The following is a 24,439-nucleotide window of genomic DNA, read 5'->3' on the forward strand; positions in this document are numbered from 1 at the left end:
AAATCGAAACCGGGGAATAAACGAATCAGACAACCGTTTATACAAAAGGAAAAAATACCTAAACCAATTATTGCTTATAAAGCAATTTGTACATGAAACGACTTTTTTGTAGCTGTTTGTTGCTTGCAATGGTTAATTGCTGTTGGGCACAAAAGACCCTGCCTGAATTTGGACAAATTTCTGCCGAAGAAAGCGCTCTTACCGAATGTGCATTCGATAAAGAGGCCGATGCTGTTGTACTCTTCGACGCCGCCTCGGCAGACTACAACGACCGGTACAATCTCATTGTCAACCGTAGGGTGCGCATCAAAATACTTAAACCGAAAGGGAATCGGTATGGTGATATTGCCATCCATTACCGCAGCCCTGACGATGTTCAGTATGTTGGCGATATCGAAGCCTACACCTGCAATTTTACCAACGGCGGCTCTGTCCCGGAAATTAAAAAGGTGCCGAACTCGGCTGTTTACCGGCAAAAATTAAATGAAAGAGTATCTGTCGTAAAAATAGCCATGCCGGAAGTAAAAGCCGGCAGCATCATCGAATACAAATACTCCATTACCTCGAAGAACTTCCATTATCTCGACGACTGGTATTTCCAGCGCGAACTGCCTGTTATGCACAGCCAGTTCTCGCTAACCATCATGCCTAATTATGAATTTGCCTACCGGGTACATAAAAGCGAGCAACTGCCCATAGAGATCAAACAGGAAAGAAATTCGGGTAAGATCTATTTCGAGATGAACAACATAGCGGGTCTGCGCGACGAACCGTTCATGGATGCTGAAAAAGATTACCTGCAGCATGTGCAATTTCAAATGTCGGGCTACCAGGGCACTTTCGGCGGCACCACCCGCCTGATGACCACCTGGGATGAAGTGACCCGTGAATTAATGGCCAACTCATATTTTGGCGGCCAGCTGAACAAAAATATTCCGGTTGGAGAAGAATGGACGAACAAACTGAAAGCAATGCCTTCGGCATTTGAAAGAATGTCGACCATTTACAATTATGTATATAACACTATTAGCAGCGACGGTATCAGCAGTGTGGGCAGCACCAACGGCGTTAAGGAAGCCTGGGAGAAAAAGAAAGGCAGCACCGGCGATATCAACCTGCTGCTCATCAACCTGCTGAAAGAAGCCGGACTGGACGTGTATCCCCTGCTCGTAAGCGAACGCGGACACGGCAAGGTGAACGCGGAATACCCTTTTATTGACCAGTTCAATAAAGTAATGGCTTATGTGCTTATCAACGGTAAACATTATGTGCTGGATGCAGCGGGTCCGTACACCCCGCCTTTTATGATCCCTTTCTCTGTGATCAATACAAAAGCATTTGTGGTGAACCGCAAGAAAGGCGGCATTATCAGCCTTACAGAGACCACCAAAAAAGACAGGAACTTTGTTAACATCTACGCCCGGATAGATGAGAACGGCGCCCTCACCGGCGATGCCAGCATTCAAAGTAATGAATATGCCCGCCTTAACCGCCTGCGGGCCTGGGAACGCGATAAAGAACATTTTCGCGAGAACTATTATACCAAGTACCAGGCCGGCATGCAAATGGATAGCCTGGTGATGAACAACCTTAACAATGATTCGCTGCCGCTGGAGCAACAATTCCATTTTTCCATTCCGCCAACGGTGAGCGGTAATTACAAACTCATTAACCTGAACCTGTTCACCGGCATCGCCAAAAACCCGTTCATTTCTGATATCCGGTTCACCAATATCGACTATGGCTGCCTGCAAAGCCATGTGGTTACAGAAGCCATTGAGTTGCCGGCCTCCCTGAAGATAGAAAGCCTGCCAAAGAACATCCGCATGATCATGCCGGATACCAGCATCAGCTTCAGCCGGATCCTCGAAGTAAAGAACGATCTGTTACAAGTGCGATATGACATTGTCACCAATCGAAGCGTGTTCACTGCCGACGAATATGAATATGTAAGAAGTTTCTATAAAAAAATGGCTGACCTTATGAACGAGCAGATCGTTTTGAAGAAGGCTGATTAGTTTACAGTTCACAGTTCAAAGTTCACAGTTCAAAGTTTAAAGTTCACAGATCAAAGGCGGGTAGAAAGCAGCCAGTGCGAGTGGGAAAGGCAATGAGCCGCCGATTGACGACTGACGATTCACCATTCACCATTGACCATTCACCATTGACCATTCACCATTGACCTTGACCATTCACCATTCACCATTGACCACTATGACGAAGTGTTTATCCATCATAACTGCATTGTGTTTCACCTGTTCCCTGCAGGCGCAGGTTACCGCGTATGACCTGTCGTCGGTGCCCGAGATCGTAAAGAAAGATGCAGATGTTATAAAACGCTATGAGGATATTGTATTGGAAGTAACCGATATTGACCGGGCTTCCTATACTGTCCATAAAATTGTGACCATCAAGAACGAAAATGGAAAATCGGAACTCGCCTTCAGCGTGCCAACCAATAAAACGGTTTTACTCGATGATGCCAGCATTACAGTGTACGACGTACTGGGCAGGCCAATAAACAGGTACAAAAAGAAGGATATGCAAACCGTGGCTACCGGCGAAGGTTTGATCGAAGATGGATCTTTAACGGGCATGTATGTGCCCGCCGCTGCCTATCCGGTTACGGTGGAATACAAATTCACCCTCCGCTTCAAAGGCACTTTGTTCTTTCCGCCATACCAGATCATAAGACCCGGGCAGGGCGTTGAAAGATCAAGTTTTACCGCCAAAGTACCCAAAGAGCTGGGGCTGCGCTATAAAGAGAAGAACATTAAACTGGCGCCACAAATAACCGAAGAAGGCGCCTATCGCCTGTATAAATGGACGGCGAATAACCTGGCGCCCATAGCCAACGAGGCGGGTGCCGTAAGTGCCGAAAGCCGCTACCCATCCATCCTGCTGGCGCCTAACCGCTTTTCTTATTATGGCCATACCGGCGACCTTACCAGCTGGCAATCGTTTGGCGAGTGGATCAATAAACTGTACACCGGGCTCGATGAATTGCCGGAAGAAAGAAAAGCTTTCTTTCGCAACCTGGTCAAAGACGCACCGAATGACCGGGAAAAAGTAAGGCTTATCTATGATTACCTGCAAAAGAATTTCCGGTATGTAAGTATTCAATTGGGTATTGGCGGCCTGAAACCCTTTTCAGCCGATGTTACCGATAAGAAAAAATATGGTGATTGTAAAGGGCTCAGCAATTATATGAAAGCTGCCCTGAAAGCAGTAAATATCACCAGTCATGTTGCCATTATCAATGCCGGATACAACAGCGAACCGGTTGACAGGGATTTCCCGGCAAACATGTTCGATCATGCGATCCTGTGCGTACCGCAACCACAGGATTCCATCTGGCTCGAATGCACGAGCTCAAAGGCCGACTTCGACATCCTGGGCTCCTTTACCGAGAACCGTAATGCACTGCTGGTGACCGATGCAGGTGGTGTGCTGGTAAAAACGCCTGCCAGTACATCAGCCGGCAATAAACTTATTACAACAACCAGTATTGACCTGGCTAATGATGGTTCCGGCAAAACCGCTACGCTGTTCCGTTCGAACGGCCGCTATAAAGGATTGTTGGATTTTATCCTCAATGAGAAAAAAGACGACCAGAAAGCATCCATCGTAAACAGCCTCGGGTTTAAACAGCCTGATGCGTTCGACTATAACAAAAAAGACACCGGCGACCTGTTCACCACTGCCCTCACTATGACGGTTGAAAAGATCCCCGAGTTCACAGCCGGTAATAAAATGTTCCTGGCGCCCCGCCTGCATAAGATCTGGGATATTACATTGCCCAAAGCAGACAAGAGGAAACTGGACTATTACTTTCAAAGTCCGTTTGCATTTACCGATACTACGATATTCAAATTGCCCGCAGGCGCCACGGTGGAAGCATTGCCCAAACCGGTTAGCTTAACCTGCTCTTATGCGAGCTACAGCACTGCCTACTGGTATAATGAAGCGGAAAAAGCGGTGTACGCAGCGGCCTCGCTGGTGTTGAACCAGTATAAAATACCGGCAGCCGATTATGCCGCGGTTAAAAAATTGTTCGATGATGTGCAGGTGGATGCGGGGCAGCGGATCGTTGTGAAGACGGAGTAAAAATCTGTTACCGGTTACCAGGCACCAGTTGCCGGGACTTGAATTCCGATCGTCTCGCCGGTATTCGGACTTTCAAAATTTTTTGCCCGGGAACCGGTAACCGGTAACCGGGAACAGCTATATTCACCAACGTTAAGCGTTCGTTATATGTGAAAGAATGATACCGGTAGCCACGGCCGCATTCAACGACTCTGCCTGGCCGTGGCGGGGAATGGTTATGCGGTTACGGCTGGCTGCCAACACTTCTTCACTAATGCCTTTCGACTCATTGCCGATGATAACAATGCCTTCTTTAACGGGTGGTAATTGCCGCAGGTCGGTTCCATTTAACACAGCCGCGTAGGTTGGAAGATCCGGTTCCTGTTGCAGTAATTCGATCAAAGATCCATATACCACCTGCACCCGGGTTATACTGCCCATGGTGGCCTGCACCACCTTCGGACTATAAGCATCGGCACAGTCGGCGCTGCAAAAGATCTGCGTGATCCCAAACCAGTCGGCACAACGGATAATAGTACCCAGATTGCCGGGGTCCTGAATGGTATCGAGCATCAGGGAAATAGTATTTCGGCGAGGCCTGGCCGCGGCAAAGCCGGGTTTCTTAAAAATGCCCAACACCTGGTTAGGTGTTTTTAACAGGGATATACGCTCCAGCTCTGAAGCTGTTATTTCAACTGCCATACCGGCAATAACCTTATCCTGTTCACTGATCCATTCTTTAACGGCATACAACTGCTGCAGCGGCAGGCGGGCACTTAATAATTCGTTAATTAGCTTCGGTCCTTCGGCAACAAATACCCCTTCGCTATCTCTCAATTTTTTGTGGCTTAAACTTTGAATATATTTGACCTGAGATTTAATCAACATTGCATTCCGTTTAAACTAAATATGTTATTAGCCCGGCAAGTTACTGTTTTTAGATTGGTTCAGTGGATAGCGTACGTCGCTTTAGTTGTAGCGTCGATAATTTCCTGCACGGTTCCCAGAAAATTTCAGCCCGGTAAACCTTTTGTTTACAAGACCACCATCAACATAAATGGCAACGTTCCCGATAAACTGCAACTGGAAGAACGCCTGCAAAACCAGCTCGATGACAGCCTGAAAACCCGCGTCATTACCTATGCCGGTGTACGAAGGGTCTTATGGAAACCGCCCGTATTTGATACCGCCAATATCAGCCGCTCGCGCATATTTATGACCAGCCTGCTGCATTCGCTGGGCTATTTCCATCCTGAAATAAGCGATACGTTTCAGATCGATACCGTACGAAAGCAATATCGTGCACGGGTAAAATTTACGGTTACACCGGGCAAGGTGCTGCGGCTCGATTCCATTGGCTATGCCTTCAGTACCCCTGAATTACAGGCGCTGGCTTTGCGCCAACTCGATAAATCGGTGCTTAAAAAAGGCGAGTCCTATTCCCTGCAGAAATTATCGGATGAACTGGACAGGTTGATCACCGTTTTCAGGAACAACGGCTATTACAAACTGAGTAAAGAAGATGTTTTTGCCGAGGTAGATACCGTGGTGGCAGCCCTGATAGACCCTACCCTCGATCCTTTTGAACAGATCAGGCTGCTGGATTCACTGCGCAGGAAAAGGGAGAACCCCACCATTAACGTCGTCATGAAACAGCACCCGGTAAAAGACAGCACCCGGTTAAAAAAATTCTATATCGGTAATGTGACTGTGTTCCCCGATGCGAGTTATACCCACGAATATGATTCCCCCCGCCACGATACCGCCAATATCAAAGGCTTTAAAATGGTCTATAATTCACGGCGGTTCAAGTTGCCGTTTGTCGCCAATCACGTATACCTGCGGCCGGGATCGATGTATGTGCAGCGCCGCTATTTCAGGACCATTAACAGCTTTACAAGCCTCGGAGCGTGGCAGAACGTGGATATTGAAATGACCGAACGGTACGACAGCAGCCGGCCGCTGCTCGATGCGAAAGTGCTGCTGTATCCGCAGGCTAAACAAAACCTGAACATTTCTTTTGAAACGAGCCGGAACGTAAGCGATATCCTGTCCACCGGACAATTATTCGGGATCGGGTTGAACGGCCGCCTGTTGAACCGGAACGCTTACCGCGAAGCCATTCAAACGGTGACCAGTGCCCGGTTTGGCATCGAGTTGGGAACAAATATCATTCAAACCCTGCAGGCAAGCCTGGCGCATACCGTCAATTTCCCGAAGTTTATTTCACCCATCCGCATAAAAACAGACAGCCTGATCGCCCCGCGTACGCTGTTAAACCTGAATGCCGCGTACACCGACAGGTTTCTGCTGTATAAATCCCGTTCATTCAATACCTCCTGGGGCTACGAATGGATCAAAGGCCGCCGCCGGGAAGACCAGGACCTGGTTGGTCAAAGATGGCGCAAGACCTGGCAGTACGTTCCTATCAATTTTGAATATACCGATGTAACCAAGACCGATAGTCTGCTGAAACTGGAAGACAGGATCAGTTCGTACAAGTTTGCCTTCAATAGTGGAATGATCATCAGCCAGATCCTGAGCCTGTCGACCGGTGCTGAAAGAGACAATAAACTTACCCTGCTGCGCGGCCGCATCGAGGAAAGCGGCGCTTTATTCGGATTGATCAAAAACCTGGAGCTGGGTTCGCTGGCGCGATTCATTAAAATTGATGGCGAGTGGAAACATGTTATCAATAAGCCGCATTCTTCATGGGCATTCAGGGCGTTTGCCGGTTATGGTTTTGTATATGGTAAAACCGACACTTCCAAGACAGGGCCCCAATTGATCGTTAATGAAAACAACCTGCCCTTCTTCAAAGCGTTTTTTGCCGGCGGCCCGTACAGCATGCGCGCCTGGCCCATCCGCCGGCTGGGACCCGGTTCTTCGAACCTGTACGACAAACCCGACACCAGCGGCATCGAGCGCTTTGGCAATATGCAGATAGAACTGAATGCCGAATACCGTTTTCCGATCACAACCATTGCAGGCATTAAAGTGAACAGTGCCTTGTTTGTAGATATCGGAAATATCTGGAGCACAGAGTTTCATCCCACCACAAAAGAAAAAGTGCCTGAAGCTTCCTTCAACCTGAACCGGCTGTACAAGGACATCGCCATTGGCGCCGGCAGCAGTTTGCGGTTCGACTTCGACTTCTTTATGATCCGGCTCGACTGGGCCTACAGGATAAAAGACCCGCTTTATGCCTGGAAGAATGATGGTTGGTTCAATGACCTGCGAATACTCAATGGGCAGTTCCAGTTGGGGATCGGATACCCATTCTAATAAGCTGAGTCCCTGATTGGTTGTAAGGTTCACGGATCATGCGTTACAGGTTACAGGTTCCAGGTTACAAGGTTACAAGGTTACACAAATGATGTAAAGCTGCAGTTTTTAGTTGGCAGCTGCCTGTTTGGAATTGTGAAAATAAAGCCCTGTAGCAACCTGCAACTCACCAATATATTTCTGACCATTCACCAGTTACCTTTCACCAATGGTTTGTATCTTCTCTAAAGCTTCGTCCATAGTCATAGACTGATCCAATGTGAATGCTCCAATACGGGTACGGCAGAGACTGCTGAGATAAGCGCCGCAACCCGCTGCCTGGCCTACATCATGCGCCAGACTGCGGATATAGGTGCCGGTTGAACAAACCACCCTGAAATGCACGACAGGCAATTCGATCCTGGTAAACTCAAATGCTTTGATCACGATCCTGCGTGGTTCCAGCTCGATCGTCTGCCCTTTACGGGCCAGCTCATACACCCGTTTGCCATCTTTTTTAATAGCCGAATGCATGGGCGGCACCTGCTGCAGGTTGCCGGTGAATTGTTGGGCAATTGCCTGTAATTGTTCCGGCGTGATGGCACTAAAATCTTTATGATCCTGTGGTTCGCTTTCGAGGTCGTAGGTAGGTGTAACGGCGCCAAAGGTAAAGGTGCCGGTATACTCTTTTTCCTGCGCCATATACTCGTTAATGCGTTTGGTGAACTTACCGGTGCACAGGATGAGTAAACCGGTCGCCAGCGGATCGAGCGTACCGGCATGACCCACTTTTTTTATTTTAATGGTGTTACGGATCTTTCTAACTACATCAAAGGAGGTCCACCCGAGCGGTTTATTGATCAATAAAACCTGTCCTTCTTCAAAAATTTGTTTAGGCGCCTGTTGCATCCGGCAAAAATAAGGTTTATCGCCTTCTGTAGAACCTCAGTTAATCTTCGACGATCCTTACCGGAATGATCCTGCCTGTAATATGATCTATTTTAAACACGACCATCGACCAGTCAAACTTCAGATCAGGCGGCAGTTCGCCCGACCTGCCCAGGATGATCGTCTGGCCCTGCACCAACTGCGATCCATCGCCCGATTCTTTGCCAATGCCCCTGAAATAAAAATCATTATCCCTTTTCGACATCGCGTATAAGGCATATTGGCCTGCAAAGAACATTTTTTCTCCATCGCAAACAGCAAAAAAATTTTTGGTTTTTATCTGTCTGCCTCTTTTTCCATTTGGTTTCATTTCATAAACCACAGGCTTGTCAGATGCATCCATTTCCACGATGACCGGTTGTGCTGCCGGACGGTTATTCCTGAATTCGTCAAATGTGGTGTATAAACCCTTTTGCAGCAGATCGACATTGTAAGCCGGGATCGTATTCTTTTCCAGCTCATCGAGCTCATCCCAGTGGCGGGCAGTAAATGGGGAAGCTGAATCAGTTTTGGCGGTATCATGGCCGGCGGCCTGCTTTATATACGCACCCAGTATTTCAGGCACCGTATCCAGTAATCTTTCTGTTATATCCAAAGATGTAGTGACCACATTCGTATTAACGGTAAATAATTTCCTGTACATCGATTCCCGCTTCAGGTAGAAAACCGCACTGAGCCTTAACACGCCATTTTCTCCACCTTTTCCATCAAACTCGGATAGCTTAAACTGGCGAAGGTTAATAAGTAAAGTGCCATCCTGTTTACTGGCATCCTTTATCAGGGTGGTTACCATGGAGGCCAGTTCCTCTTTCAGCGGCCGCGAGGTTGTTACAAACGCCCTGCGGTTAAGCAGGCCCCGCTGAATGAATCCCAGGTTTGAAGTATCCAAGCGGGTATCCACTACTTCCACATTCGAAAAACAGGAAGAGCTGATCGTGACCCGTTTGGGTTGCAGGCTGATGATCTCGTTTTTCTGGGCAGTAGCTGCACTATATGACGAACATACAATTGCCAACAGGCATATACTTTTTACCATTTGTTTCATAGGATGGATGTAACTCGCGTTTATTATAACAATATCAATCTTTGATCTTCTTAACCGGGATGAATTTACCTGTCAGGTGATCTATTTTGAATTCGAAAATGGCAGTATCATGCGAACCGGCGATGCCCCCGGCAAGGCCGCCCAAGGCGCCTGCGAGGATCATGGTTCCCATATCCGCTTCGTCTTTGCCGATTCCGGTAAAATAAAAATCGCCATTCGTTTTTGTCAATGCGTAGAGTGTGCGCGGCCGGCCGATATACATTTTTTCGCCGTCACATACGACATAATAAGATTTACTGGGAATTTCCTTGCCCTTTTTATCATTCTCTTTCATTTCATAAACAAAAGGCCGGCTGAAACCTTTCTTGTGATATACAATGATATCCTCCCGGGAAGGGCGGTTATTTTTGAAATCGTCGTACGTGAGGTATAAACCTTTTTTTGGTATATCGACATTATAAACCGGGATCTCCTTTTTTTCCAGTTCATCAATATGTTGAATATCGTCTGCCGTATATGGCCTGGTACCGGCCTTGCTAAGATCGAAAGTGGCAGCCTGATTAATATACCCGGCCAAAACTTCAGGTACGGTATCGAGTAACCGCGTGGTTACATCGAGGCCGCCGGCTTTAACGGTAACCGTACTATCAATTGAGAAAAGGAACCTGTAATCGGAACCCTGTTTAATATAAAACCCGGCATTCCATTCAAAAGTTCCTTTTTCAGTCATATAGCCTGTCAATTCAGAGACATTAAAATGACGAATGTTGATGAGCAGGGTGCCATCCTTTTTATTGGCCCCATCGAGCAGTTTGGTAACAACGGAAGCGATCTCATCTTTCAGCGGTTGAGTAAGGACCAACGTTTCTTTTCTGTTAAAGCCCCCTTTTTGGATATAACCAAGATGATCAGGATCACGACGGGTATCTATTACCTCTACATTTGAAAAGTTGGCGGAACTGATCTTTGCCCGTTGGGGCTGCAGTTTAAGGACTTCCGTTCTCTTATCGTTTTCCTGGGCATTTACAACATTACTGAAAATGCAAGCCATTGCAAACAGGCATACACCTTTTACGATATTTTTCATGTGGCAGGTTTCTTATATAATTAAGGGTATTTGATAAACAGTCAGTGCATCAGATCGCCTGCCGGGCTTTCAGCTCCAGGTACTTGTTCACGGTGTTGATGGTCAGGTTTTGCGGCGCCGTTAAAATAGTGAAAATACCGTGCTGCTGCAACTCTTTTACAATAAGCCGCTTTTCATATACAAATTTCTCTGCAATGGTTTTAGTGTACAGGCTTTCAATATCCTCAGCCGGATCATCGGTAAGCTGGCGCAATTCCGTATTCTCAAAGAACACCACCAGCACCAGGTGATTACGGGCGATATGCCTGATATAAGGCAGCTGCCGCTGCAGGCCTGATAAGGATTCGAAATTAGTGAACAGCACGATCAAACTGCGTTGAGAGATGCGCGTGCGGATATGCGCATACAATTTTTCAAAATCGCTTTCCAGGAATTTCGTCTGCTGGTTATACAAAGTTTCCAGGATATGTCCCATCTGGGCAGCCTTGCGATCGGCCGGCAAATAATGACCGATATTCTCGGCAAAAGTTACCAGTCCGGCCCTATCCTGTTTAATAAGTGCTACCCGCGATAAGATGAGCGTGGCGTTGATGGCATAGTCGAGCAGTGTCATACCTTCAAAAGGCATTTTCATTACGCGGCCTTTATCAATGATACAATACACCTGCTGACTGCGCTCATCGGTATAGTTGTTCACCATGAGCTGTCCGCCTTTGCGGGCGGTAGCCTTCCAGTTGATGCTGCGGATATCATCACCGGTTACATATTCCTTGATCTGTTCAAACTCCAGGCTATGCCCGATCTTGCGGATCTTGCGGCTGCCAGCTTCTGCCAGGTTATTGGAATAGGCCATCAGTTCAAACTGGCGCAATGGCAGATACGAGGGTAAAACCTTTACCATCTGCTCCCCTTCATTCCTGATACGCCGTACTACCAGTTGTAACGGACTTTTTACAAATACATTGGTATCATGAAAAATGTATTCGCCTCTTTCCACCGGCCTTAACGTATACACGATGTTTTGTGTTTCATCGCTGTTCAACACGGCGGATACTGAAAAATCCCGCTGCTGGAACTGCACGGGGATCTCATCGATGATCTTGAGATAAACGCGAAAATGAAAGCGGTTGGTAATGAACAGCTGCACTTTGTTGCTATCTCCATTGCTGAACCGGTCACTCACCCGGCGTTCGATGCGTAATCCTTCCCGGCGGGCGAACAGCAACCCGTAATCGAGCACTACCATGGCTATTACGAACCACAGGCATATTTGCGCTACCGGGTACAGCACGGGCCAATTGTACGACAGCACAAACAGCAATATGACGGCTACGAAAGCCCAGTAGAATCGGCGACCGAAGAAGAGCGGTAGTATGTATGTTTTATAAAAGTTCATGTTTGGTCAATAATGAAAGAGTTTATGGTTTATTGTTTATAGTTTATGGTTGCCTCACTTCGAAGCTTCTAATAAATAGCAGCATAATCCTTTTCCTAAAGTTTTTGAGGTTTAGTGGAAATAGTACTGCTAAGAATTAAAAGAACCATAAACCACAAACCATAAACCATAAACACCCGAATGAAACCGTAAACTACCTTGGTACCTCGATACTCGTAATAATTTGTTGTATCACATCATCGGTACTCGCTCCTTCCATTTCCTTCTCGGGCGTTAAAACAACGCGGTGACGCAATACCGGCGGAATGACATAGATGATATCATCAGGCGTAACGAAATCGCGGCCCCGCATTGCGGCCAGCGCTTTCGCGCCGTTGAGGATACCAATAGAAGCCCGGGGTGACGCTCCCAGGTAAATCGATTTATGGTTACGGGTATTGGCTACGATGGTTGTAATAAAGCTGATCAGCTTTTCTTCCACATGAATGGTGCGTACCTGCTTGCGCAGCTCCTGGATCTGGGCGGCCGACAGCACCGTTGATACCTGGTTGATCATATCGCCCAGGTTTTGCTGATGATGCTGCAAGACAACGCGAAACTCCTGCTCGGCAGTGGGATACGATACATTTATTTTAAACAGGAAGCGGTCGAGCTGGGCTTCCGGCAAATGATAAGTACCTTCCTGCTCTATGGGGTTTTGCGTGGCTACCACCATGAACGGCATCGCCAACTGGTAGGAATGGCCGTCGACCGTTATCTGCCGCTCCTCCATCACTTCAAACAGCGCAGCCTGGGTTTTAGCCGGGGCGCGGTTAATTTCATCTATGAGCACGATATTGCTGAAGATGGGGCCTTTATTGAATTGAAAAGTTGAATCCTTGGGGTTGAAGATAGAGGTGCCAAGCACATCACTGGGCATAAGGTCGGGCGTGAACTGGATACGTGAAAAACCAACCGAAATGCTTCTGCTCAGCAATTTGGCCGTAAGGGTTTTGGCTACGCCGGGTACGCCTTCAATAAGAACATGTCCATCGGCTAATACAGCAGCAAGCAATAGTTCTACCATTTGCTCCTGCCCAACGATCACCTTACCAATCTCCTGTTTTAAGGTTTGTACCGACTGCTGCAGGGCGCTGAGATCGGTTCTGACATCGAAAAAGTTTTCCATGTATTATGCGTGTTTATAAAAGTGCTCCAGTTTACTGTTCAGTTCAAGCAGGGCTTCATCGCTTACGCTGTATTCGTCCTGCAACATATTCATATAGTACAACAGGTTCTTCAGGTTATTAACGTTATAACCCGTTTTCCAGGCCAGTCTTTTTTCAAATTCCGGATCGCTGAGCGAGGCGCGGATGCCATACCGGCTGCGCACATAATCCTGAAAATGCACCGTCATCTTCAACGCCAGGTTCTTGTTATCGTGCCGTTGAAAATACAGGCGGCCAATTGTCTTCACAAAATCAACCGATGCGTTCTTCAACGGTTGTATCACCGGTATAATGCGTTGCTTGCGTTTGCTCTCGAACAGGTAAATGATCAGCATGAGGATCAGCAATAACCACATGGCCCTTGCCAGCCCCGGCTGTTTGCTCAACCAGCTGCCGGCGCCAAACAGGCCTTTACCTTTTCCGCCCGAGCCGCTGTCATTCCCTTTGGTATGGTACCTGAAATATTCATCCCACCGCACCACATCGCTGTTCTTCGGCAGGTATGATAATACGTTATCGTAATAGGTTTTGTTATTCTTGTGCAGCAAAAAGAAATTGGTAAAAGCGGTCGGCGCCAGGTGGATGTACAGCGATCCCCCGCCTTCATAGTTGAACTGTACGAAATTGGGCCGGCCGTACTTGTCTTTACCGAGGATCGATGTAATGGATGAATCCACTTCCACGAAATAATTATCCAGGGCATAACCGGGATATGTGTACGACACCGAATCATTTGTCACCGGATTATTCACACTTATGGTCAGCGAATCATCGGTATTATAGGCGCTGGTATAAAACGCGGTTTTCAAATGCAGGCTGTCGAGCAGCGTTTCACTGATGCGCAGGGCCGAAATGAACACATGCTGGCCCCGGGCCACCATTCCCAGGATAGCGGCTATTTCATCGTCATCGGGTATAACCTGGTTAGAGATGATGATGTAATTCGTCTTTTGATCATCGTAGTTGTTGTAGGCTTCTTCTTCCTCCTCCTTGTTCTTGAGGCTAAAGGTCTTGTACCGGTCGGGCGATCTTTTATTGATGAGCACCGAGGCATCGGGAAAGAGCTGCTGCAGCTGCTCATAGGCATAATAAGTACCATAAGGTATCTTATCGGTCCGCCAAAAGGTCACCCGTTTGTTCAAACGTTTGGCGCCGGAACCACAACTGGCTGCCAGACCGGTTAACGCCACCAGCCAGATGATCAATAAGCGATATCGTATTATACGTTTCAAGAATAAATGGCGTTGTAAAAGTGGCTGAAATTTTTATGAACTATATCAAACTGTTCTTCGGTTAAGGTAAACTCACCATACCACACGTAATCATACACGCGGGTAAGGGAACTGAACTCATTGCCCAGTTTATGCCCGCTCATCTGGATCACATACTCATAGTTGGTGCCATCTGCATGATACCTGATCCACTGCCGCTCATTCAACAGCTGCAAGACCTTCAGATACATGAAGCGTACCGCGGGGCGATGCTCTTTGGCCGCTATGGCTTTCCGGATCTTTTCATCGAGGTTCTCATCTTCAATGTCCATGTCGTCACCGCCGGCTACTGCTTTTGTCTTTCCGGATGAATAGAACAGGAACAGCTTGTTCACTACAATGATGCGGTAAATAACGAACAGAAAAAATGCGATCAGTATACCATAGGTAATGGTACGCACGGTAGAACCGGAAAAGAAATTAAAGAAATGATCCCAGAATCCTTTATTCCGTTTGCGAGGTTCGCGGGGCAGCTCGGGGTCGCGTTCCCAGTAGGCCGGATCATTTGCATAGGCAAATTCTTCCTGCTTCTTCAAATTGTTCACTATGGAATCAGGCACCTGCCGCAACTGGGGCGGTTCAGGCAGTTTATAAGTGTCTTCGGCATCGGGGGCTGCGGTAGTCTCTTCTATAAGCGCTTCTTCAACGATCGCCGCGGCGGTATCGTTCTCCTGCGCCCGTGCACCCGCTGATAACGCCAGCAAAACAGCCAGGCAGGCTATTAACTGTATGCTTTTAACAGTGGGTATGAAGAAGCGGTATGAAGCAAAATAATTCATCAGTCGGGCAAATAGTTTATTTAACGGCTTTTTCGGCTTTTGCTTTACGTTGTACCTGTATGGGATACCATACAAAATACCACATGATAAAAATAAAAGACAGGGCCAGGATCAGTATACTTACCCATTGCGGCATGGATGAATACGAATAGCGGGTAACGAATCCTTCCAGGAAAGCAGCGGCGATCAGTATGGGTACCAGCGCGATCATCAATTTCAACCCGTCTTTTGCCCCTTGCATGAGGGAATGCAACCGTTTATGTGAACCGGGAAATAGAATGCTGTTGCCTATGATTAAGCCGGCAGCTCCCGACAGTATGATGGCAGAGATCTCCAGCGTTCCATGGATCCAGATCACCAGCACCGAAGGCCAGCCCAGGCCCTTTGCAAAGAAATAGTATTGAAAAGAACCTACCATTACGCCATTGATGAACAATTCGTAAACACTGCCCAGGCCCAGGAACAATCCCCATACAAACACCTGGAAGGAAACATAAATATTATTCAACGCGATGTACGCGAACATGTTCGCCGGATTGGTTTGTTTGTACACGCCGAAAGGATCGCCTTTGGCAATGTTCTCCTCGGTCATTTCTACATAGCCATCACCCAATACCCCTCTTACAAAAGTTTCATCATGGGCTGCGGAAAAAGCCGCCATAACGGCAAAACCAACAAAAATGAGAAAGGCATATAAGATCTCACGATGATGCTTGCGTACCGTCAGGGGTAATTCCGTTCTAAAAAAACGGCCGATGCGGGAAGTTTCTTCGCGTTTGTTCTTATAAATATCGAGGTAAATACGCGAAGCCAGGTCGTTTAGGTACTGCGTAACCTTGCTGTGCGGGTAAAAAGTTTTGGAGTAACCAAGGTCGTTTACCAGTTCGGTGAACTGCTGCGCCATTTCATCAGGGTCGGTGGTTGTTTCATATTGGTACTTCCGCCACTTATCAATATTTTTCTTTATAAATAGTCCTTCTCTCACTCAGACGTATTTTTATTGTTTCAAATCTACCTATTCAGGCCCAAATTAAATGGCACAAGTAAATATAATAGTAAAAATTTGAACGTTATAACGTTGGGAAACAGATAATTCTTGTTATCGTTCACAGAATGTTTGAATATAATTCGTTATAAGTAAGTAATATACAGGTTCAGCGTCCCCGGTAACAGGCAACTGGTAACTGGCACCTGTTTTGGAATTCTCCCTGTAACCTGTACCTTGTAACCTGGAACTTTAATAGCTATGCTGCAAGTAAAATTAGATACCGGTTTTAACATTGAAGTGGAATTTGCGCTGAGTCCCTTTCACCGCCGTTTTTTTGCCTGGCTGATCGATGTCACCATTCAGGGCACTTACGTATGGCTGGGCTCCAAACTCCTCGATGCGCTCACCAGCTATCGCTGGAATGGTGAGCTGTGGATCGTGGTATTGTTCCTGCTGCCTTTCATCTGTTATCACCTGCTTTCCGAAATCATCATGAACGGCCAGAGTATTGGTAAAATGGCCATGCAAATAAAGGTAATGACGCTGCAGGGCGGACAACCTTCCGTGAGCCAGTTCCTCATCCGCTGGTTGTTCCGTATTATTGATTTTCCGGTGCTGCTGTTCCTGGGTGTAGCCAGTGGCTATTCAACCTGGTGGGTGGTGATCTTTCTGTTTGCCGGTTTGATCTGCACCATTGCCACGCCCAATTCCCAACGGGTGGGCGACCTGGTAGCCGGTACCATTCTCATCGATCTCAAACACCGCACTTCCTGGCAGGATACTGTATTCACCGAGGTGGAATCTACCTATCAACCCCGATACCCGCAGGTAATGCAGCTCAGCGACCGCGACATTAATACACTGAAGAATATTATTGAAACCGTAAAAAAGCGCAACGACTACGACCTGGCGCTCAAGATCGCCGATCGTATTCAGTCAAAACTGAAAATGAACAGCGACCAGGATTCACTGGATTTCCTACAAACCCTGTTAAAGGATTATAACTATTATTCTACTAACTAATAAATCAATTTGCTAATATGCTAATGTGATAATATGCTAATGGAATACAGTTAAAAGTTGAGCCAATACTTCTGGTAGGAGTTTTAAATTCTCAGATTGCCTTGAATTGGTTGGCAGGCCGCTCACAGGACCATTAGTACATTAGCTAATTAGCAAATCAGCACATTAGTTTACGATTATCGCATCATCGAAGCCACAGACACTATAACGATGGTCCCAAGCAAATAGAAAGACAAAAAAACGATGGTAAGAATGCCAACGAACTTGAAACAGGATTTCAGGTGGCCAAAAGAGGCGTTCAGGAGGGTTTGGTCATTGTTGCGCAATGCAGTTTGCATTTTTCCTGAAAAATTGAACAGGTACAAACAGGGAAAGAAATATAATAACGCAATCACAATATAGATCAGGGAAACGAACGCGCCGCCAAATCCCATACCGCTGGTCAGCGCATCGCGGCTGCCGAACCGGGCAAATGTGGTGAGTATACTTCCGGCAAACAGGGCAAATACGATCATCAGTCCACACAATACAAATCCCACGATCGACAGGAATTTTGCCCAGCGGGCAGTTTCGCCCAGGTAACTGATGCTTTGCTGATCGATCTGCAGATCGAACAAATGCTGATCGGCTCCTGCAGTGGCCTGATTATATGGTTCCATAGTCAGTCGATTTTGGGATTTCGAGATTTTGAGATTTCGAGATTTCTCGATTTCGGGATTTAGAGATTTAGAGATTTCTGGATTTTTTAAAATCCCAAAATCCCTAAATCAGAAATCAGAAATTGGTTAGTAGGCTTGCGCGAACAACACCCGCTGTTTCGCAGGTTTGCCCGAGAAAACACAAACGCCGTCTACCTGCGGATTATCCAAAGGAATACAACGGATAGTAGCTTTCGTCTTTTCCTTGATAGCGTCTTCCGTTTCTGAAGTGCCATCCCAGAAAGCAGACACAAAACCGCCTTTTTCATTCAGGGTGTTTACAAATTCATCCCAGCTGTTAACCTCTGTGATATGTGAATCGCGGTAAGCCAGCGCCTTGTTGTAGATCGCCTGTTGAATATCGGCCAGCAGTTGTACGATCCGTTCTGGCAGTCCGTCCATAGATACGCTTTGTTTTTCCTTGGTATCGCGACGGGCCAGCTCTACGGTATTGTTTTCAAGATCGCGTAAACCCAGGGCAATACGAACAGGCACGCCCTTCATTTCATATTCGGCAAATTTCCAACCTGGCCGGGCGTTATCGTTATCGTCATATTTCACGCGCACACCCAGGGCTTTTAACTGCTTCACCAGGTCCTGCACCTTTACATCGATCTTGGCCTTTTGCTCTTCCCCTTTATAAATGGGAACGATCACCACCTGGAGCGGAGCAATTTTAGGCGGCAGTATCAATCCATCATCATCACTATGGGCCATTACGAGGGCGCCGATCAGGCGGGTGCTCACGCCCCAGCTGGTGGCCCATACGTAATCGAGTTTATTGTCTTTATCAGAGAACTTTACATCAAACGCTTTGGCAAAATTCTGTCCCAGAAAATGCGAGGTACCGGCCTGCAGGGCTTTGCCATCCTGCATCAGGGCTTCGATACAATAGGTATCGACCGCACCGGCAAAACGCTCATTCTCGGTTTTCACCCCTTTGATCACCGGCAGGGCCATCCAGTTCTCCACAAAATCGGCGTACACGTTCAGCATCTGAACGGTTTCGGCAACGGCTTCCTGGGCGGTAGCATGGGCGGTATGGCCTTCCTGCCAGAGGAATTCAGCAGTACGCAGGAACAGACGGGTACGCATTTCCCAGCGCACCACGTTGGCCCATTGATTTATCAGCAAAGGCAGATCACGGTACGACTGGATCCAGTTCTTGTACGTATTCCAGATGATGGCCTCACTGGTTGGGCGAACCACCAGCTCTTCTTCCAGCCTGGCCTCGGGATCAACCATGAGGGCGCCTTTTTTGGAAGGATCGGTCTTTAACCGGTAGTGCGTTACCACCGCGCATTCTTTGGCAAATCCTTCGGCATTCTTTTCTTCGGCTTCGAAAAGGCTTTTAGGCACGAACAACGGAAAATAGGCATTTACGTGCCCGGTATCCTTGAACATTTTATCAAGGGCGTCACGCATATTCTCCCACAGTGAAAACCCATAGGGTTTAATTACCATACAACCTCTTACGGCCGAATAATCGGCCAGGCCGCCTTTAATTACCAAATCATTATACCATTGCGAATAATCTGCGCTTCGGCTGGTGATCTCTTTGCTCATGTTTTGTTTTTTATAATTGGGTCTAAGACTGAGGTCTGAAGTCTGAGGTCTGAAGCGGCTGATTTTTTGGCCTCAGACTTCCGACTTCGAACTTCCGACTTCAGACTTCGGATTCCGACTTCGGACTTCCGACTTCCGATTTCTTTTTAATTACCATTTAATCCCCGCCAGAATACCCTTCCGTCCTCATTATCAGGCGTTTTATCGAGAAACTTTAACATTCGCCATGCAATTATTTCCTGGCTGAGGCTGTCTTTTTATTGTAACTTTAATACGGAAAACGCAAAAGTAATATTTAGCGTTGTAAACATAACATAAAACCATAACTATGAGGTTTCTAAATATACTCCCTGTGATACTGGCAATGGCTGCCTTATCCAGCTGTTCGGTGTACCGGTCGGGTCAAACACCGGATGATGTGTACTATTCTCCCGGACGTTCAGAGGATTCTTACCTGGCGGTTGACAATTCGAGACGTGGCCGCAGCTATGACCGTTATGAAAATAATACCAGCCCCGAGGATAATTATCTGCGGATGCGCCGTTACGGAAGCCGCTGGAGCACTTTCGACGATTATGCTTATATGAACGACTGGCAATACAACGGCGGCTATTATGGCATGTATTCACCTTTCTCTTATGGAAGAGGAGGTTTCTATGGCAGTCTCTATAGCCCTTATGGCGGCTATGGTTTCTATAATCCATGGGCTTACAATCCCTGGTCATTTGGTTCCTACTGGAACAGTTACTATAACTGGAACAACTATTACAACCCATACGGCCCCGGCTTCATTGTAGGTAGTCCGAAAAACAACCCAGCTGTGTACAGGTCGGTGCGTAATTTCAATATGTCCAGCTACAGCAACAGGAATTACTACAACCGTAGTAACAATGCTACCAGCAGCCGTGGCACTTATTATTCTACGCCCAATGGCCGGCAAAGCACCAGGGGCAGCTACTACAACAATAGCAACAACAACTCAGGCTCAAACGGATTGCGCAGGGTGTATCCCAGCAGAAGCAATGACAGCTATTATACACCGCAGTCGCAGTCCAACTCAAGACCATCCTTCTCTCCTCCTCCATCTTCTGCACCGGTTAGAAGCTACTCGCCTTCTTCGGGTGGATCATCTGGCGGAAGCAGTGGCGGCGGCGGCAGACCGAGCCGTGGTGGACGATAAATCAACAACCAATTGGCACAGGCAATTGGCAACGCATAACACTCTTTAAAAAACAAATTGTTCTTACAATCCGGCGTGATCCCGTTTTACTACAGTAGATAAATGTCTTTTATACAACGGTAAACATGAAATACACGGTACATAACTTCGCCACGGGCGGGTCGTTTGCCGGGGTAGCATTTCAGGTTTACCGTTTTTAATGCAATGAAGCAACATGAAGTATACAGTAACGATAGCAGTAGTTCTAATGATCGGCCATCAGGCAATGTCGCAGTTACCGGAAGACGTGATCCGTTTAAACTGGAATGTGCCTTCGGGTACAGCCCGCAGCCAGGCCATAGGCGGCGCCGTGGGTTCACTGGGTGGTGAAATAACGAATACTTTTGTGAACCCTGCCGGTTTAGGCTTTTACAAGGTAAGCGAAATTGTACTAACGCCTGGTTTAACGCTGGCCAAAAGCAAAGGCGATTACCTGGGTATGAATTCAACCAGTGATAATATCAGCCGATTCAATTTCAGCACGACTGGTTTTGTATCAGCCACCAACACCCCGGGCAGCAATTGGGTGAGCAAGGCTTTCAGCATTGCCGTGAACCGCATGGCCAATTTCAACAATTCAGTTTATTACAGGGGGATCAATGACGCCAGCTCGTTTTCTGAAGTGTATGCGGTAGAATTGTCTGAATCGGGCGTGGATATCGATGATTACCGGTATAGCCCCTATCTTTCATTGGGCACCAAATCGGCTATTCATACTTACCTGATCGATGTGGATACTATTGCAGGAATACCCCAGGTAGTGGGCCGGCCCGAATACCTCGATGCGGTTGACCAGGAATACAGCGCTACCACCCGCGGTGGCATTTCCGAAATCGCCATTGGCTACGCCGGTAACCTGCAGGATAAATTTTATGTTGGTGGAGGCATCGGCGTTCCTATTTTAAGGTATGAAAGACGCCAGACACTTAAGGAATCAGACCCCAGCGGTGACCTCGACAATAATTTCAGTTACAGCCGGTATGAAGAAAAATTAACCACCACCGGTGTGGGTTTGAATGCCAAACTGGGTATCATTTTTAAACCGGCCCCACAAACCCGGATCGGCGTCGCTTTTCATACCCCCACCATTTACGGACTGAAAGACCAGTTAAGTACCAAAATGGTGACCGATGTGGAGCAGCTGTTCAACAATGATCCGGTAGACAGTGTTACCTCAGATTATTTTGGCAGCAGCCCCGTGTATAAATATGATATGACCTCGCCCTGGAGGTTCCTGGTGAGTGGTTCGTATGTCTTTAATGAAGTGGAAGATGTTACCCGGCAAAGAGGGTTTATCACTGCAGATGTAGAATATGTAACCTACGGTTCTACCCGGTTCAGCGCTGCCGAGGCAGGTGATGATGACGGCTATTTCGATGACGTGAACAAAGTGGTTAAGCAGGATTACAAAAGTGCTTTTAACTTCCGCGTGGGTGGCGAATTAAAATTCAATACCCTTATGACCCGGCTGGGTTTTGCCTATTATGGCAACCCATACGAAGAAAGCGCTTTTAAAGCAGGCAGAACCAATATCAGCGGTGGCCTGGGTTATCGCGATAGAGGCATTTTCATTGACCTTACTTACGTGCATAGTATTTCCCGTGATATAAATATCCCATACAGGTTACCCGATAAAGGCGTTCCCTATGCCGATATCAAAAGCAATATCGGACAGGTATTACTGACCTTTGGATTTAAGATATAAGCCCATCGATCTTTTAAAGTAGAAAGCCCCGTCGCCAGTTGGCAGACGGGGTTTCTTTTAAAAGGTTTTCTTCTTGGTACCTTTCACGTTTCCCAGGTGTTACGGATTAAACTTTCTTTCTTCTTTCGTGGTGTAAAACTCGTTATATCAAACCGGTTACGCTAATCTTTCGGCGATAATTGTCAAACGCTATTAACAAAACTTAGCATGCTTTAGGTAATAGTTCTTAGTTCAAAGTTCACCGTTCAAAGTTCACAGTTTACAGTTTATGTTTGACCCGTTGTTCGAAGATTTGAACTATTACATTTGTTAATCCACTCGCATAGATACACGTGTTTTATATTGTTCGCAGCATATCGTCAATTGAAAAGGGTGAGAACCACCTGAAACCGGCGTCTTTTCTAAACCAGGTCATTTGGCGTTTGGCGTAGTGGCGGGTATTTGTTTTTATTTGCTCTACAGCCTGTTGAAGGGTTATCCTGCCATCGAGGTGATCAAAAAGTTCGGTATACCCCACTGTTTGCAACGCATTCAATTGTCGTTTTGGCAGCAGTCCTTTCACTTCCTGCAGCAATCCCATCTCCATCATCATGTCAACCCGTGCATTGATGCGTGCATGTAATTCAGGCTTGGGCAGCTCAAGCGCCAGCTTGATGATCCTGAAAGGGCGTACCGCCTTTTTTCCCTGTTGAAAACTGCGGATAGACGCACCCGTTGCCTGCTTTACTTCCAGTGCGCGGATGAGCCGTTGCGGATTTTGAATTTCGCCGGTCTTATAATACAAGGGATCCTGTTGCTGAACTTGCTGTTGCAACCAGGCGAGTCCAAACTTTTGGTATTGTTCACTGATCGCCTGGCGGATCTCCAGCGATACAGGCGGCATATCATCGAGCCCTTCACAAAAAGCTTTTATATACAAACCGGTACCACCGGTAACCACCGCAATATTATGGTGCCGGAATATTTTATCGGCTGCCTGCAACGCATATTGCTCATATACGGCCGCATTCACATCTTCGTGTATGGAGTGCGAATTAATAAAATAATGATGTACCTGCTGCAGTTCGTCCGGTGAGGGCTTGGCAACCCCTATGGTCATTTCTTTAAAACATTGCCGGGAGTCGGCGGAGATAATCTCAGTATTAAAATGGCGGGCTATTTCAATAGCTACTGCTGTTTTACCCACTGCCGTGGGACCAGCGATGATCAGGCAGGTTTTTTCATTCATATTATTTGTTTGAGCTTGTACAGAACCCAACAAATCTTTTAATTTCTGATTTCTGATTTCTGATTTCGGGATTTCCTGATTTCCGGATTAGCTGATTTCGGGATTTCCTGATTTCGGGATTTTGAGATTTTGAGATTTTGAGATTTTTTGATTTTGAGATTTTAGAGTTGGCGCATGCGAATTTACGTATGAGTCTCGACAGTAAATAGATCCCAGAATCTCCAAATCAGAAATCATAAATTGCCTTTAAGCCTCGTCGTCCTGTCCCTCTTCGGCTTCTTCACCAAGGCCGAGGTCATCATCGTCTTCATCACCTTCGGTGCCAAAACCTTCGGTACCTGCTTTGAGATCGTATTTTTCTTCCATCTCTGTAAGCTTGTCGCCGGCAATGCCTTTGGTACCGTATTGAGAAGGCGCAATACCTTCCGATTTTATCACGGCGGGATAATCGATCTTGCTGCTTTCTTCTTTTGATACGCTGATCAATTCAACGAGGAAGGTCCAGCCCTTTACAAAATCGTATGTATAAATAAATTTCTGATTGGGATCTTTGATCTCAGAACCGATCGTAGTGCTTTCCATGAGCAGGGGCGCCACCTTATAGGGTTTGTCATAAGTGGCCAGACTGATCTCACGTCCGCGCTGCCAGTTGTCGTTACTGCGATAGAAGGTAGCCTGATGTTTGTTATCAAACTCGTATGCTTTCAGTATTACCTGGTGCAGTTGCAGAAAAGTCTGGGTGTGCTTAATAGCTACATCACGGTAGATACTGTCATCTTCTTCAAAATATATTCTGAATTTTAAAACAGCCATACTTGGAATTTCAGGTTACTTGTTTCTGATTTTATTTACCACCCAGTGCGTCCTGAGCTTATTGTAAAATAATTCTCTATAATCGTGCCAGCCAGTTGTGCCTTCAGACAGTTCC

The 24,439-nt window shown here is 46.8% G+C and carries 19 protein-coding genes; 6 read left to right on the forward strand and 13 right to left on the reverse strand.

From position 1 onward, the window contains the following. Positions 1-92 precede the first annotated feature (92 nt). A complete protein-coding gene (locus JUB15_RS12505; protein WP_207512826.1) occupies positions 93-2,018 on the forward strand; it encodes a DUF3858 domain-containing protein in 1,926 nt (641 codons plus the stop codon). A gap of 196 nt (positions 2,019-2,214) precedes the next feature. Next, positions 2,215-4,107 carry a DUF3857 domain-containing protein gene (locus JUB15_RS12510; protein ID WP_207512827.1) on the forward strand — a complete coding sequence of 631 codons (1,893 nt, stop codon included), beginning with the start codon at positions 2,215-2,217 and terminating at the stop codon, positions 4,105-4,107. A 132-nt stretch (positions 4,108-4,239) separates the two neighbouring features. Here the strand turns inward: JUB15_RS12510 and JUB15_RS12515 are convergent, their stop codons facing one another. Next, positions 4,240-4,974 carry a TrmH family RNA methyltransferase gene (locus tag JUB15_RS12515; RefSeq protein WP_207512828.1) on the reverse strand — a complete coding sequence of 245 codons (735 nt, stop codon included), beginning with the start codon at positions 4,972-4,974 and terminating at the stop codon, positions 4,240-4,242. 54 nt (positions 4,975-5,028) lie between these two features. On the opposite strand from JUB15_RS12515, the gene JUB15_RS12520 reads away from it, so the two are divergent. Continuing rightward, positions 5,029-7,371 (forward strand): BamA/TamA family outer membrane protein, encoded by a 2,343-nt coding sequence (locus JUB15_RS12520; RefSeq protein ID WP_207512829.1) that lies wholly within the window; start codon positions 5,029-5,031, stop codon positions 7,369-7,371. A 195-nt stretch (positions 7,372-7,566) separates the two neighbouring features. Here JUB15_RS12520 and truB read toward each other — a convergent pair whose 3' ends face one another. The 8 genes from truB to JUB15_RS12560 all read right to left on the reverse strand — a co-directional run bounded on the left by truB (position 7,567) and on the right by JUB15_RS12560 (position 16,069). Next, positions 7,567-8,259, reverse strand: coding sequence for a tRNA pseudouridine(55) synthase TruB (truB, locus tag JUB15_RS12525; protein ID WP_207512830.1), 693 nt, complete (start codon positions 8,257-8,259; stop codon positions 7,567-7,569). A gap of 40 nt (positions 8,260-8,299) precedes the next feature. Continuing rightward, positions 8,300-9,343, reverse strand: a complete 1,044-nt coding sequence (locus tag JUB15_RS12530; RefSeq protein ID WP_207512831.1) for a hypothetical protein — start codon at positions 9,341-9,343, stop codon at positions 8,300-8,302. A 34-nt stretch (positions 9,344-9,377) separates the two neighbouring features. Beyond that, positions 9,378-10,430: a hypothetical protein gene (locus tag JUB15_RS12535; protein ID WP_207512832.1), complete on the reverse strand. Its 1,053-nt coding sequence runs from the start codon at positions 10,428-10,430 to the stop codon at positions 9,378-9,380. Positions 10,431-10,479: 49 nt separating this feature from the next. Further along, on the reverse strand, positions 10,480-11,826 hold the full coding sequence (locus JUB15_RS12540; RefSeq protein WP_207512833.1) for a DUF58 domain-containing protein: 1,347 nt from the start codon (positions 11,824-11,826) through the stop codon (positions 10,480-10,482). A gap of 193 nt (positions 11,827-12,019) precedes the next feature. Then, positions 12,020-12,994, reverse strand: coding sequence for an AAA family ATPase (locus tag JUB15_RS12545; RefSeq protein WP_207512834.1), 975 nt, complete (start codon positions 12,992-12,994; stop codon positions 12,020-12,022). Between the two features lie 3 nt (positions 12,995-12,997). Next, positions 12,998-14,266 carry a DUF4350 domain-containing protein gene (locus tag JUB15_RS12550; RefSeq protein WP_207512835.1) on the reverse strand — a complete coding sequence of 423 codons (1,269 nt, stop codon included), beginning with the start codon at positions 14,264-14,266 and terminating at the stop codon, positions 12,998-13,000. Further along, positions 14,263-15,084, reverse strand: coding sequence for a DUF4129 domain-containing protein (locus tag JUB15_RS12555; RefSeq protein ID WP_207512836.1), 822 nt, complete (start codon positions 15,082-15,084; stop codon positions 14,263-14,265). Before JUB15_RS12555 ends, JUB15_RS12550 begins: the two co-directional genes overlap by 4 nt. Before the next feature lie 16 nt (positions 15,085-15,100). Beyond that, positions 15,101-16,069, reverse strand: coding sequence for a stage II sporulation protein M (locus JUB15_RS12560; RefSeq protein WP_207512837.1), 969 nt, complete (start codon positions 16,067-16,069; stop codon positions 15,101-15,103). 261 nt (positions 16,070-16,330) lie between these two features. Here JUB15_RS12560 and JUB15_RS12565 point away from each other — a divergent pair, with 261 nt between their 5' ends. After that, positions 16,331-17,095 (forward strand): RDD family protein, encoded by a 765-nt coding sequence (locus JUB15_RS12565; RefSeq protein WP_207512838.1) that lies wholly within the window; start codon positions 16,331-16,333, stop codon positions 17,093-17,095. A 176-nt stretch (positions 17,096-17,271) separates the two neighbouring features. Here JUB15_RS12565 and JUB15_RS12570 read toward each other — a convergent pair whose 3' ends face one another. Continuing rightward, on the reverse strand, positions 17,272-17,754 hold the full coding sequence (locus JUB15_RS12570) for a DUF5362 family protein (RefSeq protein WP_207512839.1): 483 nt from the start codon (positions 17,752-17,754) through the stop codon (positions 17,272-17,274). A 126-nt stretch (positions 17,755-17,880) separates the two neighbouring features. Further along, a complete protein-coding gene (proS, locus tag JUB15_RS12575) occupies positions 17,881-19,359 on the reverse strand; it encodes a proline--tRNA ligase (protein WP_207512840.1) in 1,479 nt (492 codons plus the stop codon). 328 nt (positions 19,360-19,687) lie between these two features. Here proS and JUB15_RS12580 point away from each other — a divergent pair, with 328 nt between their 5' ends. After that, positions 19,688-20,539, forward strand: coding sequence for a hypothetical protein (locus JUB15_RS12580; protein ID WP_207512841.1), 852 nt, complete (start codon positions 19,688-19,690; stop codon positions 20,537-20,539). 214 nt (positions 20,540-20,753) lie between these two features. Then, positions 20,754-22,283: an OmpP1/FadL family transporter gene (locus JUB15_RS12585; RefSeq protein ID WP_207512842.1), complete on the forward strand. Its 1,530-nt coding sequence runs from the start codon at positions 20,754-20,756 to the stop codon at positions 22,281-22,283. 337 nt (positions 22,284-22,620) lie between these two features. Here the strand turns inward: JUB15_RS12585 and miaA are convergent, their stop codons facing one another. Beyond that, the gene (miaA, locus tag JUB15_RS12590; RefSeq protein ID WP_207512843.1) at positions 22,621-23,511 is read right to left on the reverse strand and encodes a tRNA (adenosine(37)-N6)-dimethylallyltransferase MiaA; all 891 of its coding nucleotides are present in this window, start codon (positions 23,509-23,511) and stop codon (positions 22,621-22,623) included. Positions 23,512-23,757: 246 nt separating this feature from the next. Beyond that, the gene (locus JUB15_RS12595) at positions 23,758-24,324 is read right to left on the reverse strand and encodes an IS1096 element passenger TnpR family protein (protein WP_207512844.1); all 567 of its coding nucleotides are present in this window, start codon (positions 24,322-24,324) and stop codon (positions 23,758-23,760) included. Between the last annotated feature and the right edge of the window lie 115 nt (positions 24,325-24,439).

This window comes from Longitalea luteola (genome assembly GCF_017356035.1).
GTDB classification, from domain to species: Bacteria; Bacteroidota; Bacteroidia; order Chitinophagales; family Chitinophagaceae; genus Niastella; species Niastella luteola.

Excerpts from the sequence above, each read along its gene's own strand:
- JUB15_RS12540 (WP_207512833.1), bottom strand. The coding sequence starts at position 11,826 with ATGAACTTTTATAAAACATACATACTACCGCTCTTCTTCGGTCGCCGA.
- JUB15_RS12555 (WP_207512836.1), bottom strand. The coding sequence starts at position 15,084 with ATGAATTATTTTGCTTCATACCGCTTCTTCATACCCACTGTTAAAAGC.
- JUB15_RS12565 (WP_207512838.1), top strand. The coding sequence starts at position 16,331 with ATGCTGCAAGTAAAATTAGATACCGGTTTTAACATTGAAGTGGAATTT.
- JUB15_RS12515 (WP_207512828.1), bottom strand. The coding sequence starts at position 4,974 with ATGTTGATTAAATCTCAGGTCAAATATATTCAAAGTTTAAGCCACAAA.
- miaA (WP_207512843.1), bottom strand. The coding sequence starts at position 23,511 with ATGAATGAAAAAACCTGCCTGATCATCGCTGGTCCCACGGCAGTGGGT.
- JUB15_RS12505 (WP_207512826.1), top strand. The coding sequence starts at position 93 with ATGAAACGACTTTTTTGTAGCTGTTTGTTGCTTGCAATGGTTAATTGC.
- JUB15_RS12595 (WP_207512844.1), bottom strand. The coding sequence starts at position 24,324 with ATGGCTGTTTTAAAATTCAGAATATATTTTGAAGAAGATGACAGTATC.
- JUB15_RS12535 (WP_207512832.1), bottom strand. The coding sequence starts at position 10,430 with ATGAAAAATATCGTAAAAGGTGTATGCCTGTTTGCAATGGCTTGCATT.
- JUB15_RS12580 (WP_207512841.1), top strand. The coding sequence starts at position 19,688 with ATGAGGTTTCTAAATATACTCCCTGTGATACTGGCAATGGCTGCCTTA.
- JUB15_RS12510 (WP_207512827.1), top strand. The coding sequence starts at position 2,215 with ATGACGAAGTGTTTATCCATCATAACTGCATTGTGTTTCACCTGTTCC.
- JUB15_RS12530 (WP_207512831.1), bottom strand. The coding sequence starts at position 9,343 with ATGAAACAAATGGTAAAAAGTATATGCCTGTTGGCAATTGTATGTTCG.
- JUB15_RS12585 (WP_207512842.1), top strand. The coding sequence starts at position 20,754 with ATGAAGTATACAGTAACGATAGCAGTAGTTCTAATGATCGGCCATCAG.
- proS (WP_207512840.1), bottom strand. The coding sequence starts at position 19,359 with ATGAGCAAAGAGATCACCAGCCGAAGCGCAGATTATTCGCAATGGTAT.
- JUB15_RS12570 (WP_207512839.1), bottom strand. The coding sequence starts at position 17,754 with ATGGAACCATATAATCAGGCCACTGCAGGAGCCGATCAGCATTTGTTC.
- truB (WP_207512830.1), bottom strand. The coding sequence starts at position 8,259 with ATGCAACAGGCGCCTAAACAAATTTTTGAAGAAGGACAGGTTTTATTG.
- JUB15_RS12545 (WP_207512834.1), bottom strand. The coding sequence starts at position 12,994 with ATGGAAAACTTTTTCGATGTCAGAACCGATCTCAGCGCCCTGCAGCAG.